General features: G+C 71.3%; 11 protein-coding genes. 10 read left to right on the top strand and 1 reads right to left on the bottom strand.

All coding sequences use genetic code 11. The features are described 5' to 3' along the window. Positions 1-55 precede the first annotated feature (55 nt). The 9 genes from ACFE65_RS02610 (at position 56) to ACFE65_RS02570 (ending at position 10,231) form a co-directional block, all read left to right on the top strand. The gene (locus ACFE65_RS02610) at positions 56-652 is read left to right on the top strand and encodes a hypothetical protein (protein ID WP_375380782.1); all 597 of its coding nucleotides are present in this window, start codon (positions 56-58) and stop codon (positions 650-652) included. 78 nt (positions 653-730) lie between these two features. Continuing rightward, on the top strand, positions 731-1,468 hold the full coding sequence (locus ACFE65_RS02605) for a response regulator (protein ID WP_375380934.1): 738 nt from the start codon (positions 731-733) through the stop codon (positions 1,466-1,468). Further along, positions 1,465-2,835: a sensor histidine kinase gene (locus ACFE65_RS02600; protein WP_375380781.1), complete on the top strand. Its 1,371-nt coding sequence runs from the start codon at positions 1,465-1,467 to the stop codon at positions 2,833-2,835. The genes ACFE65_RS02605 and ACFE65_RS02600 overlap by 4 nt, the downstream gene beginning before the upstream one ends. Before the next feature lie 189 nt (positions 2,836-3,024). Then, the gene (locus ACFE65_RS02595; RefSeq protein ID WP_375380780.1) at positions 3,025-3,249 is read left to right on the top strand and encodes a hypothetical protein; all 225 of its coding nucleotides are present in this window, start codon (positions 3,025-3,027) and stop codon (positions 3,247-3,249) included. Between the two features lie 138 nt (positions 3,250-3,387). Continuing rightward, positions 3,388-4,476 carry an anhydro-N-acetylmuramic acid kinase gene (locus tag ACFE65_RS02590; protein WP_375380779.1) on the top strand — a complete coding sequence of 363 codons (1,089 nt, stop codon included), beginning with the start codon at positions 3,388-3,390 and terminating at the stop codon, positions 4,474-4,476. A gap of 171 nt (positions 4,477-4,647) precedes the next feature. Next, positions 4,648-6,510: an ABC-F family ATP-binding cassette domain-containing protein gene (locus ACFE65_RS02585; RefSeq protein ID WP_375380778.1), complete on the top strand. Its 1,863-nt coding sequence runs from the start codon at positions 4,648-4,650 to the stop codon at positions 6,508-6,510. 198 nt (positions 6,511-6,708) lie between these two features. Next, complete coding sequence (locus ACFE65_RS02580) at positions 6,709-7,932, top strand: paraquat-inducible protein A (protein ID WP_375380777.1); 1,224 nt, start codon at positions 6,709-6,711, stop codon at positions 7,930-7,932. After that, positions 7,929-9,665 carry an intermembrane transport protein PqiB gene (locus ACFE65_RS02575; RefSeq protein WP_375380776.1) on the top strand — a complete coding sequence of 579 codons (1,737 nt, stop codon included), beginning with the start codon at positions 7,929-7,931 and terminating at the stop codon, positions 9,663-9,665. Before ACFE65_RS02580 ends, ACFE65_RS02575 begins: the two co-directional genes overlap by 4 nt. A 2-nt stretch (positions 9,666-9,667) precedes the next feature. After that, positions 9,668-10,231 carry a membrane integrity-associated transporter subunit PqiC gene (locus ACFE65_RS02570; protein WP_375380775.1) on the top strand — a complete coding sequence of 188 codons (564 nt, stop codon included), beginning with the start codon at positions 9,668-9,670 and terminating at the stop codon, positions 10,229-10,231. Positions 10,232-10,321: 90 nt separating this feature from the next. Here ACFE65_RS02570 and ACFE65_RS02565 read toward each other — a convergent pair whose 3' ends face one another. Continuing rightward, a complete protein-coding gene (locus tag ACFE65_RS02565) occupies positions 10,322-11,443 on the bottom strand; it encodes an AI-2E family transporter (protein WP_375380774.1) in 1,122 nt (373 codons plus the stop codon). A gap of 180 nt (positions 11,444-11,623) precedes the next feature. On the opposite strand from ACFE65_RS02565, the gene ACFE65_RS02560 reads away from it, so the two are divergent. Then, positions 11,624-13,258: M3 family metallopeptidase (locus tag ACFE65_RS02560; RefSeq protein ID WP_375380773.1), on the top strand; the 1,635-nt coding region annotated here is incomplete at its 3' end.

The raw sequence follows: 13,258 nt of genomic DNA, 5'->3' as shown, positions 1-13,258 counted from the left end.
ACACCCGGCCTTCAGGACTCGGGTCTGCCACCACTGTCATGGAGCGCGTTGCATGATGAACCGGATCGCCGTCGCAGCCCTTTTGTCGAGCCTCGTCGCGCTGCCCGCGCTGGCGCAGCAGGCCAGCCCCTACCCCGATCCGGCGGCGCAGACCGGTGCCACGCCCACTGGCGCGCCGATGCGCGGCCCCGGGCGCGGCGGCGGTGGTGGCGGGGGCGGCGGAGCGGGGATGATGCGGATGGCGGACGCCAACGGCGACGGCATCGTCACGCGCGCGGAATATACGGCTGCGGTCGACGCGCGCTTCGACCGGATGGACCGGAACCACGACGGTGTCCTGTCGCCCGACGAGATGCCCGCGCGCGGCGAATGGCGTGGCGGGCGTGGCGGTCAGGGCGGCGCCGATGCGCCCCCCCCGCCGCCGCCCAACGCCCTGTCGCCGCAGGCGACCGGCACCCCGCCGGCTCCGGCCTATACCGCCGGTCGCCCGCCCGAGACGCGCGACCAGTATCGCGCGGCGGCGATGCGGCGCTTCGACCGGATGGACACCAACCATGACGGGCGGATCGATCAGGCGGAGATGGCGGCGCCGCCGCCGGGGCGGCCGATGCGCGGCGGGATGGGCGACGCGCCGCCGCCCGCCGGCCAGTGATCGACGGCGGCCGATCGTGACGGGCGCCTCTCCCATCGCATCGGCCGCCTCCTGGCCCGCTGTCCGGTCGTGCGATCCATGCTAGGCGTCGACGCCGTGGGTGACGTACCGCACATCCTGCTCGTCGACGACGAACGATCGATCCGCGAGCCCTTGGCGCAGTACCTGACCCGCCAGGGGCTTCGCGTGACGCAGGTCGGCGACGCGGCCGCCGCGCGCACCCGGCTCGCGGCCTATGCGATCGACCTCGTCATCCTCGACATCATGATGCCGGGCGAGGACGGCTTGAGCCTCGCCCGCCACATCCGCGCGACCGGCGACCTGCCCGTCATCCTGCTGACCGCGCGGACGGAGGAGACCGACCGCATCCTGGGCCTGGAGATGGGCGCGGACGATTACGTCACCAAGCCGTTCTCGCCGCGCGAACTGGCGGCGCGGGTGAAGGCGATCCTGCGCCGGGCGGCCACCGGCGGCACGCGCCAGCATGCGCCCGAGGCGAACTCCTATGGCTTCGCGGGCTGGGTGCTCAAGTCGGGCGAGCGCGCGCTGGTCGACCGGGAGGGCGTGTCGGTGCCGCTGTCGACGGGCGAGTATAATCTGCTGCTCGCGCTGGTCACCCGCCCGCGCCAGGTGCTGACCCGCGACCAGCTGCTCGACCTGACGCAGGGGCGCGAGGCGGCGGCGTTCGATCGCGCGATCGACAACCAGGTCAGCCGCCTGCGCCGCAAGATCGAGGCGGATCCCAAGTTGCCGGAGATCATCAAGACGGTCTGGGGCGGCGGCTACACGCTGGCGGCGGAAGTCACCCGACTTTGAGGCTGCCGGCACCACGCAGCCTGACCGGTCAGTTACTGCTGCTGGTCGCGACCGCGCTGTTCGTGGCGCAGGCGATCAACTTCACCCTGCTGCTGGGCGAGCGCCGCGCGCAGCGGCTGGAGCAGGCCGTCGGCCCCGCGGTGACGCGGTTGACCGATGCGGTGGAGCGCGAGGCCGCCGGCCGGCCGATCCGCGCCGATCGCGGCCGCATCCGTCGCCTAGCCGCCGACCCGATCGCCGCCGGACTGCCGCGACGGCCGGAAGTCGCCGCCGGCATCGCGCGCGCGCTGGCGGAGGCCGGCTTCCACCCCGGCCGGATCGACACGGGCGTGCGACCGATCGACCCTGCGGAACCGTGGCTGATCCGCATCCCGCCGCCGCAGCGTGAACGGTTGCTGCGCTACGGCTCCGAGATCCAGATCGCGGTGGAACAGCCCGGCCGCGGCTGGCTGGTGCAGAGCGCGCCGTGGACCCGGTTCGACGGCGGGCTGATCTGGCGGCTCGCGGGCCAGACGCTGATCCTCTACATCGTCGTGCTGCTGCCGATGCTGTGGATCGCGCGCGGCATCGCCCGGCCGCTGCGCGATCTCGCCGACGCCGCCCGCGCGTTCGCGCCCGGCGGTCGGGCGGAGCCGCTCGGCGAGGCGGGGCCGCCCGACGTGCGCGCGCTGATCGCCGCGTTCAACGCGCTGCGCCTGCGCGTCACCGCGATGCTGGAGGAGAAGGACCGGATGCTCGGCGCGATCGGCCACGACCTGCGCACGCCACTCGCCGCGCTGCGCGTCCGGATCGAGTCGGTGGAGGACGAGACCGACCGCGCGCGCATGGCCGACACGATCGCGGAGATGAGCCGGACGCTCGACGACATCCTGTCGCTCGCCCGCGTCGGCCACCCGAGCGAGCCGATGACCGACGTCGACCTTGCGGCGCTGGTCGATGCGGTGGTGGAGGATTTCCGCGATCTGGGGTGCGAAGTGACGTTCGTCCCCCCGGATCCGCTGGCGAACCGGCTGACGATGCGGCTGCGCCCGTCGCTGATGCGGCGCGCGGTCCGCAACCTGATCGAGAACGCCGTCAAATACGGCGAGGCTGCGACGGTGACGCTCGTGCCGGGCACGGACGCGGTGTCGATCGTGGTGGCCGATGCCGGGCCCGGCATCCCCGAGGACCGGATCGCGGCCGTGTTCGACCCGTTCACCCGGCTGGAGGGATCGCGCAACCGCGACACCGGCGGCATCGGGCTTGGCCTGGCGCTCGCGCAGGCGATCGTTCGCGACGCGGGCGGCGACGTGCGGCTGGCGAACCGGGCGGGCGGCGGGCTCGACGCCACGATCGTCCTGCCGCGCCGGTCGCGGATGGAGGCTTGAGCGGTCGCGGGCCAAGCATCCCGGAAAAAGTAGGTAACAGTAGGTAACACCAAAACGCATTTGGCCGGAGGCGCGGATACCGCCAGCAAGGAACAGGTTTCGGCGATCGAAAGAGCGGGCGACGGACCAGGACCCGACGCGAAGCTTGGCAAGCTTGTCATCGTCGTTCCAACATCGCAAGCGGCGGCGATGACCGACGCCGACCTGATCGATCGTTTCCTCGCCCAACTGGCGCGCGTAGCGGGTGGCAATCGGCGGCGGTGGCGGCTGGTGCTGGGCGCGGTCCGTCTGCACGACGTCGCCACGCATCCCCACTGCAACTGGTCGATCGCGCCGACGGGGACGGTCGACGAGGTCGCGGAGGTGGAGCGCGTCGCGGATGAGTTGCGGCTGCGGTATCCGATCGTCGGCTAGGCACTTCGATCGGTTCGCATATCAATTCCGTTCGTCCCGAGCGAAGTCGAGGGACATGAACCGACCGGAAGAGGTGTCTCGACTTCGCTCGACACGAACGGTCTTGGGGATTGGAAGAGTTCGGAGGAGAAGGGCATCATGCGCGTTCTGGGGTTCATGAGCGGCACCTCGCTCGACGGTGTCGATGCGGCGATCCTAGAAACGGATGGGGAGGTCGTGACCGGCTTCGGTCCGGCGCTGCTGCTCGCCTTCTCCGACGCCGAGCGCGCGCTGCTGTTGCGCGCCACCGCCGATGCGCTGGCCGGCGACGGCGCCGAGCCGTGGCCGGCGAGCTTCGCCGAGGCGAGCGACGCGATCATCGCCGCCCATGTCCGCGCCGCCCGTGCCCTGCTGGCGAGACCTGACGCGGGGACGATCGAGCTGGTCGGCTTCCACGGCCAGACCGTCCTGCACCGGCCCGAGCGCGGGCTGTCGATCCAGCTCGGCGACCCGGCCGCGCTCGCCGCGGCGCTGGGGGTGCCGGTGGTGGCGCGGTTGCGGCAGAGGGACCTCGCCGCCGGTGGCCAGGGCGCGCCGCTGGTGCCGGTGTACCACGCGGCGCTCGCCGGCTGGCTCGGAGCGGAGCTGCCGGTCGCGTTCCTCAATGTGGGCGGGGTCGCGAACGTCAGCTTCATCGGGGCCGCTGGCGAACTGGTCGCGTTCGACACTGGCCCCGGCAACGGCCTGATCGACCTGATGCTCCAGCAGCGCACCGGCGAGCGCTACGACGACGGCGGCCGGATCGCCGCGGCGGGGCGCGTCGATGCGGGCGCGCTGGCCGCGATGCTGGCGAGCCCGTATCTCGATCGGCCCGGCCCCAAGTCGCTCGACCGCTACGATTTCTCGCTCGACGCGGTCGCCGCGCTGTCAGTCGAGGACGCCGCCGCGACGCTCACCACCTTCACCGCCGCCAGCGTCGCCGCCTGCGTGCGCCACCTGCCCGCCGCGCCCCGGCGCTGGATCGTGTGCGGCGGGGGCCGGCACAATCCGGTGCTGATGGCGGCGTTGCGCGAGCGACTGGGACAGGTGGACGACGCCGACACGCTGGGCTTGCGCGGCGATTTCCTGGAGGCGGAGGCGTTCGCCTTCCTGGCAGCGCGATCGGTGCGCGGGCTGCCGATTACGTTTCCGGGCACGACGGGGGTAGCGGCGCCGACGACGGGGGGTGAGGTGTTTGGGGCGAGGTAAGGACACCCTGGTCTCATCATCCGTCATCCCAGCGAAAGCTGGGATCGCTGCGAGGTTCGGTACTACGTCGGGGAGACCCCAGCGTGCGCTGGGGTGACGGTTGGTGCCGTGTGGACGGTGCGTCGGTCCGCGAGGCTTGGGCGTTTTCGCTGCATCTGCTAACGGCGCCGGATGCTCACCCTGTCCGACATCACCGTGCGCCTCGGCGGCCGCACGATCCTCGACGGCGCGTCCGCCGCGTTGCCGCCGCGCAGCCGGGTCGGGCTGATCGGCCGCAACGGTGCGGGCAAGTCGACGCTGGTGCGCGTGATCGCCGGTCAGCTCGATCCCGACACCGGCACCGCCGAGATGCCGCGCCGCACCCGGCTCGGCTATCTGGAGCAGGAAGCCCCTCACGGCATCGCCACCCCGTTCGACACGGTGCTCGCCGCCGACACCGAGCGCGAGGCGCTGATGGCGGAGAGCGAGACGTGCGAGGACCCCGATCGGCTCGGCGACCTCTACGAGCGGCTGGCCGCGATCGACGCCTATACCGCGCCGGCGCGCGCGGCGGGCATCCTCGTCGGCCTGGGCTTCGACGAGGACATGCAGGGCCGCCCACTCGACAGCTTCTCGGGCGGGTGGAAGATGCGCGTCGCGCTCGCGTCCCTGCTGTTCTCCGCCCCCGACGTGCTGCTGCTCGACGAGCCGTCCAACCACCTCGACCTCGAAGCAGTGATGTGGCTGGAGGACTTCCTCAAGTCCTACCCCGCGACGATCCTGCTCGTCAGCCACGAGCGGGACTTCCTCAACAACGTCGTCGACCACATCCTCCACCTCGATCGCGGCAAGCTGACGCTCTATCCCGGCGGCTACGACGCCTTCGAGCGCCAGCGCGCCGAGCAGCAGGCGCAACAAGCCGCCTCGCGCGTCAAGCAGCTCGCCGAGGTCGACAAGCTCAAGGACTATATCGCCCGCAACTCCGCCCGCGCCTCCACCGCCAAACAGGCTCAGTCGCGCCAGAAAGCACTTGCCAGAATGCAGCCGATCGCGGCGGTGCTTGACGATCCGTCCTTGTCGTTCCAGTTCCCAAACCCCGACGAGCTGCGCCCGCCGCTCGTCACGCTCGACATGGCGAGCGTCGGCTATGCGCAGACGCCGATCCTCAAGCGGCTGAACTTCCGGCTCGATCCCGACGACCGCGTCGCGCTGCTCGGCCGCAACGGCAACGGCAAGACGACGCTCGCCCGGCTGCTGGCGGCGCAGCTCAGCCCCATGGAGGGCGACATGGCGGCGTCGGGCAAGATGCGCGTCGGCTATTTCACCCAATATCAGGTGGAGGAACTCGACCGCAACGACACGCCGCTCGAGCACATGACCCGGCTGATGAAGGGCGCGAGCCAGTCGGCAGTCCGGGGCCAGCTCGGCCGGTTCGGCTTCTCGGGCGACAAGGCGACGACCCGCGTCGGCAAGCTGTCGGGCGGCGAGCGCGCGCGGCTGGCCTTGGGCCTCATCACCCGCGATGCGCCGCACATGCTGATCCTCGACGAGCCGACCAACCACCTCGACGTCGATGCGCGCGAGGCGCTGATCCAGGCGCTCAACGCCTATACGGGCGCGGTGGTGATCGTCAGCCACGACCGGCACATGCTGGAGATGACGGCGGACCGCCTGGTGCTAGTCGACCAGGGCACCGCCAAGGACTTCGACGGCAGCCTCGACGATTACATCGCGCTGATCCTAAAGGGCGATGGCGCGAGCGGCGGCGGCAAGGGATCGGGCAAGAAGGACAAGAAGCGGGAGGCGAAGGCCCGCGAGCAGCGCGCGGCGCTAGGCAAGCAGGCGAAGGACGCGGAGGCGGCGCTGGGCAAGCTGCAGGACCGGCTGGCCGCGATCGACCGCGCGATGGGCGATCCCAGGGCGGCGGCGCCGGAGCTCGCGAAGCTGACGATGACCGAGCTGATGAAGCGGCGCGCGGACCTCCAGGCGCAGATCGACGCGGCGGAGGCGGCGTGGCTGGCGGTGACCGAGGAGTTGGAACTGGTGACGGCGTAAAGTTCATCCTCCCCCGCCAGAGGGAGGTGGCCGGCGCAGCCGGACGGAGGGGGAGGCACCCCAAACGTCAGCCAGTCCTCCCCCTCCACCAGCTTCGCTGGTCCCCCTCCCCCTTGCGGGGGAGGATTAGGTTTGCGCCCACGATCACGGCTGCGCCGTCCTCTTGACCCCACCGCCGAAATCGCGCCCTACTCGCCCATGACCGCCGCTCTCTCGGCCAGCACGATCGCGTGCGTCGATTGCGGGACGCGGCAGATGCTGCCGCCGCGCGCGCGGGACAGCATCGCGGAGTGCGTCGCCTGCCGCAACATCCTGGAGCGCACGCACGGGCGCAGCGTGACCGGCGCCCTCGCCTGTTCGGCGGCGACGCTGATCCTGCTGATCCCGGGCAATATCGGCACATTCCTCGTCACCGAAGCGCTGGGCGTGTCGCGGCACAGCGTCGTCGCGTCGGCGGGCACGGCGATGTACCGGGACGGATGGCCGCTGCTCGCGCTGGCGATCCTGCTGTTCGCGGTCGTGTTCCCGATCGTGCGGTTCGCGCTGCTGACGCTGGTGTTGGGCCTGATCGAGCGCGGCGCGAACCCGCCCTGGCTCGGCCGCGCATTCCGGTGGGCCAACGCGCTCGAGACCTGGGCGATGCCCGACGTGTTCCTGATCGGGCTAGCGGTCGCCTATGCGCGGCTGCACGCCTCGATCGCCGTCCATCTGGGCGCCGGCGCGCTCTGTTACATCTTCGCGGGCGTGCTCTCGCTGTTCGTGCGCGCGACGCTCGACAAGGCGGAGGTGTGGCGCCGCATTGCGCCCGACACCGACGTCCCGCCCGACGTCCAGAGCGTCTCCTGCCACGCCTGCGAGCAGTTGCACCCCGCCGATCGCACGCGCCACCCGTGCAGCCGCTGCGGCCGGACGTTGCGGCGGCGGCTGAAGGAGTCCCTGCCCCGCACGCTCGCGCTGACGATCGCGGCGGTGCTGCTCTACATCCCGGCGAACCTCTATCCGCTCGCGACGCTGCCGATCAACTTCCGCCCCGTGAAATACACCGTGCTGCAGGGCGTGATCGACCTCGTCCAGGCGCATCTGCTGGGCCTGGCGCTGCTGGTATTCACCGCCAGCTTCGCGATCCCCGCGTTGAAGCTCGCCGGGCTGGCCTGGTGCGTGACGTCGGTGCTGCGCCGATCCGACAAGCGCCTGGTCCCCAAGACGCGCGCCTATCGCGTGGTGGAGGAGATCGGCCGCTGGTCGATGGTCGATCCGTTCGTCATCGGCTGCTTCGTGCCGGTGATGCATTACAACGCGCTGATCTATGGCCGCGCAGAGCCCGCCGCCATGCCCTTTACCGCGGTGGTGATCCTGACCATCATCAGCGCCAGGACGTTCGACCCGCGGCTGATGTGGGACGCGGGCAGGAGGAAGCAGTGACGGACGAGCGAACCGGCCCAGACCCGCACGACGACGAGGCCGGGCACGAAGCGGGGCGCCACTGGCCGACCGCGCACCGCGTGCGTCGCCGCTGGCCAGGGCTCGTCTGGGCGATCCCGCTCGCGGCGTTGCTGGTCGTCGCCTATCTCGGCATCCGCTGGCTGACGACGCGCGGCACGGAGGTGACGGTGACGTTCGCCGACGCGGAGGGCGTGACGCCCGGCGACACCAAGGTGCTGGAGAACGGCGTGGAGGTCGGCCACGTCACGCGCGTCGCGCCGACCGGCGACGGCAAGGTCGTCCTGACGCTCAGCATGACCAGCCAAGCGGAGCCCGCGCTGAACACCGCGTCGCGCTTCTGGCTGATCGGCGAGCAGCCGTCGATCACCGACCTGCAATCAGTCCGCGCCGCGATCGCGGGCCTGATCGTGGGCCTCGCACCCGGCACCGGCGGCACGCCCAGCCACCATTTCGCGGGCCTCGACCGCGCGCCGCCGGTGATGCCGGGCGTCAAGGGCGGATATTACTACCTCGACACCAAGACGCTGGGTGGCGTGCAGCAGGGCGCGGCGGTGCTGTACGAGGGCGAGAACATCGGCACGGTGACGAACACCGGCTTCGCCGGCCTCGACCGGTTCCGCATCCAGCTGTTCATCAACGGTCCGTTCCAGAAGCTCGTGCGCCCCGGCGCGCTGTTCTGGCGCGGCAGTCCGTTCAAGGTGTCGCTGGGCGGCGGCGGGCTGTCGACGCAGATCGCCTCGCCGTCCAGCGTGTTCCAGGGATCGATCCAGTTCGACCTGCCCCCCGCCGCCCGCGGCGGCGCGCCCGTGCCGGCGGGGACGTCGTTCCCGCTCTACGACGGCGAAGGCGATGCCCGCAGCGGGCCGACCGGGCCGGAACAGCGCTACGACCTGGTGCTGCAGGGCGCGGCCGGGGACCTGACCAACGGCGCACCCGTGTCGCTGCTGGGGTATAAGGTGGGCGAGGTCCGCTCGGCCAGCCTCGTTTTCGCGCCGGGATCGCGCCGGCCCTACACCGCCGCGACGATCGCGCTCTATCCGCTCAAGCTCGACGTGCGGCAGCCGGACGGGACGCCCGACGCGACGTGGCGCCGATCCACCGACGACGCCGTGCGGCGGCTGCTGACGCAGGGCTATCGCGCGACGCTGGTGCAGACGATCCCGCTGGTGGGCGGCCATGCGATCACCTTGGCTCAGGTCGCGGGACGACAGGGCCCCGCGACGCTGATGGCGGGCGCGGGCAATCCGGTCATCCCGGTCGCGCCGGCTCCGGGTGACGTCGGCGGGCTGGTGGACCAGGCCAATGCGGTGCTCGCCAAGGTCAACCGCATGCCGCTGGAGCAGATCGGCGACAATGTGCGCGCGCTGACGGCGAACCTCGGCCGGATCACCGGATCGCCGCAGGTGCAGGACAGCCTGGTCCATCTCGACGCGACGCTGAAGCAGCTCGACGGCATCACGAAGGTGGCCCAGCCGCAGATCGGGCCGCTGATGGCCAAATTGAACGACACGGCGGCTGAGCTGCAACAGACCGCCGCGGCTGCGAAGGACATGCTTGGCGGCGGCGGCGCCAATCAGGACGAGAGCCTGCCCGAGGCGGTGCGCCAGATGACGGAGGCGGGCCGTTCGATCCGCGCGCTGACCGACTATCTCGGCCGGCACCCGGAGGCGCTGCTGCGCGGCAAGACCCAGGAACGGGCGAAGGAGAAATGACGGTGCGCTACGCTCTTCCTGTCGCAGTCGCGGGCGCGCTTCTCCTGAGCGGGTGCGGCCATAGCCCGGCGGCGACGTTCCTGACGATCGATCCCGCGCCGCCCGCCGTCGGCGCGTCCGCCGCCTATGCCGGCCCGCCGCTGAGGGTGCCGTTCGTCCATGTGCCGGCGACGCTCGACCGGCCCGAGTTCGTGCATCAGGTGGCGGCGGGCACGCTGGCGGTCGACGATTTCGCGCGCTGGTCCGCGCCGCTCGGCCGGCTCGCGCGCGACACGCTGATCCGCGATCTCGTCCAGCGGCTGCCCGCGGGATCGGTGCTCGCGCCCGACGCGGCGCCCGCCAAGCCGGAGGTGATGGTCCAGGCGACGGTGCTGGACTTCACGCCGGCGGGCACCACGGCGACGATGACCGTCTCTTACCGTGTCGGCCTCTCGCCCGTGCCGCGCGTCGTCCAGCTTCAGGCACCGCTCGCCGGGCCGACGCCGGTCGCTGCGGCGCAGGCGTGGAGCGCGCTGGTGGGGCAGCTCGCCGACCGGATCGTGACGGACCTGCCGGCGCCACATTGACCGTCACCCCAGCGAACGCTGGGGTCGCTGCGACGTAGAATACCCGCCTCGAAGAGATCCCAGCCTTCGCTGGGATGACGGCGGGGAGGGTCAGGCGGCCGGCGCCGTCGCCTCCTGCGGCACCGCCGTCGCCTCCTGCGGCGGCGTCATCCACTGGCGCCATACCAGCAGCAGCGCGGCCATCACCACGGGGCCGACGAACAGGCCCACCAGCCCCATCTCGTCGAGCCCGCCGAACGCACCGATCATCGCGAGCAGGAACGGCAGTTCCACCGCGCTGCCGATCACGCTCGGCTGGATCACGTTGTCGCCGATCGTCATCACCACCGCGCCGAACCCGAACAGCAGCGCCGCCGCCAGCAGGTGCGCGGTGCCCAGCAGGATCAGCGTCGCGAGTCCGAACGCCAGCCAGGCGCCGAACGGCACGAGCGCCAGCACGACGGTGAAGGTCGCGAACAGCAGCGGCTGCGGCACGCCGGCCACCGCATAGCCCACGCCGATCAGCGCGCCCTCACCCACCGACACCAGCACCGTGCCGTTGACGGTCGCGCGCACCGCCGCGGTCATGCGGGTAAGGAAATCGCCCCCGAACGCGCCGAACATGCGGACCGCGACCAGCCGGCCCTGCTCCGCGATCGCGTCACCCCGCGCGAGCAGCGACACGAGCGCCAAGAGCGTGATGAGGAACATCGCCGATCCCCGTGCCACCTCGCCGCCGATCGACCGCGTCCAGCCGAGGATCGACCCGGCGCTGAGGCCCCCCAGCAGCGCATTGGCGCCCTGCGGCGTGCCCAGATGCCCCTGCCACCAGCCGGCGGCGCGGCTGCCGACCAGCGGCAGGCCCGCCAGCCACGACGGCTGCGACAGGCCCGACCGCTGCACATGCTGCACCCAGTCGATCGCGCCCTGGCTCTCCTGCGCGAGCGTGACGGCGGCGAACGACAGCGGCAGGATCACCAGCAGCGCGGTCGCGAGCGTGAAGCCCGTCGCGAGCAGGCCCGGCCGGCCCGGCATCCGCACGGCCGCCCGGCGGAACAGCGGCCATTCGGCGATCGCCAGCACCGCGCCCCAGGCGATCGGCGTCAGGAACGCGGACGCCAGCCACCCGGCCAGCGCCAGGATCAACAGCGTCAGCCACAATTGCCGGTTGCGCACCGCCCGCGCCTCGTCGTGCGGCGTGATCGGGGCCCCACCCGCTGCAGCATCATCCATGTCGTCGCCCTCTGTCGATCGCGGCCCCTACCGCAGTTTGGTGCTCCCGTAGCGATCATTGGCGAGGATTGGAACGCGCCCGAACGGCACAGGTCGGTCGCCCGCTTATCTGGTGGACGCGGTGACGCCACCGATGCACGTTGCCATCGACGCGACGGCGGTGACCATGCACCGGCCGGCATGAGGGATGTGCAACAGATGATGAAGCGGTCGATGTTCCTGGTGGCTTCCGCCCTGGCTACGATCGGGGCCACGATCGGCGCGGCGCCGGTGCCGGCGTCCGATGGTCCGTTCGCGACGCGCAGCACGCTGCCGTTCGAGGCGCCGCCGTTCGACCGGATCACCGACGCGGATTATCAGCCGGGGTTCGAGGCGGGCATGGCCGAACAGCTCGCCGAGATGCGCCGGATCGCCGCCGATCCCGCGGCGCCGACCTTTGACAACACGATCGCCGCGATGGAACGGTCCGGCGCGATCCTGCGCCGCGTTTCGGCGGCGTTCGGCGCGGTCAACCAGGCCGACACCAATCCGGCGCGGCAGGCGGTGCAGAAGGCGATGGCGCCCAGGCTCGCCGCGCACAACGACGCGATCTACCTCGACCCGGCGCTGTTCGCGCGCGTGAAGCGGCTGTACGACGCGCGCGAGACGTCGGGCCTCGATCCGCAGCAGCGGCAGGTGCTCGACATCATCTACCAGCGCTTCATCCGCGCGGGCGCGCAGCTGTCGGCGGCGGACAAGGCGACGTTGCGCGATCTCAATGGCCAGTTGTCGATGCTGCAGACCGCGTTCGTCCAGAAACTGCTGGCGGCGACCAAGGCCGGCGCGCTCGTCGTCGACGATCCGGCGGCGCTCGCCGGCCTGGGCGACGGTGGCATCGCGGCGGCGGCGGAGGCCGGCCGGCAGCGCGGGCTGCCCGGCAAGTGGGTCGTGCCGCTGCAGAACACCACGCAGCAGCCCGCGCTGGCGTCGCTGAGCGACCGGGCCACGCGCGAGCGCCTGTTCGAGCGGAGCTGGATGCGCAGCGAACGCGGCGACGCCAACGACACGCGCGACACCGCGGCCACCATCGCGCAGCTCCGCGCGCGCAAGGCCGCGCTGCTGGGCTTCCCCGACTGGGCGTCGTACGTGCTCGCCGACCAGATGGCGAAGACCCCGGCCGCCGCGGAAGCCTTCATGGCCAAGCTGATCCCGGCCACCGCCGCGCAGGAGCGGCGCGAGGCGGCGGCGATCGACGCGGTCATCAAGACCCAGGAGAGCAAGACCGGGGGCGGCGGCTTCACCGTCCAGCCGTGGGATTGGGACCGCTACGCCGAACAGGTGCGCCACGCGCGCTTCGACCTCGATCCCAATCAGGTGAAGCCGTATTTCGAGCTGAACGCGGTGCTGGAAAAGGGCGTCTTCTTCGCCGCCACCCAGCTTTACGGCGTGACGTTCAAGGAACGCCACGACATCCCCGTCTATCAACCCGACGTTCGCGTGTTCGAGGTATTCGATCGCGACGGCAAGCATCTCGGCCTGTTCTATTGCGATTACTTCAAGCGCGACAACAAGCAGGGCGGCGCCTGGATGAGCAGCTTCGTCGGCCAGTCGGCACTGCTCGGGACGTCGCCGGTCGTCTACAACGTCGCCAACCTGCCCAAGCCCGCGGCCGGCCAGCCGGCGCTCATCAGCTTCGACGACGTGACGACGATGTTCCACGAGTTCGGCCATGCGCTGCACGCGCTGTTCTCGACCATCGACTATCCCTCGCTCGGTGGCACGGCGCGCGACTTCGTCGAGTTCCCGTCGCAGTTCAACGAGCATTGGGCGCTCGAT

Source organism: uncultured Sphingomonas sp. (assembly GCF_964237335.1).
In the GTDB taxonomy this organism is placed as follows: Bacteria; Pseudomonadota; Alphaproteobacteria; order Sphingomonadales; family Sphingomonadaceae; genus Sphingomonas.
Note: the sequence above shows the minus strand (reverse complement) of the source record. Positions and strands in the feature narration are given on the sequence as shown.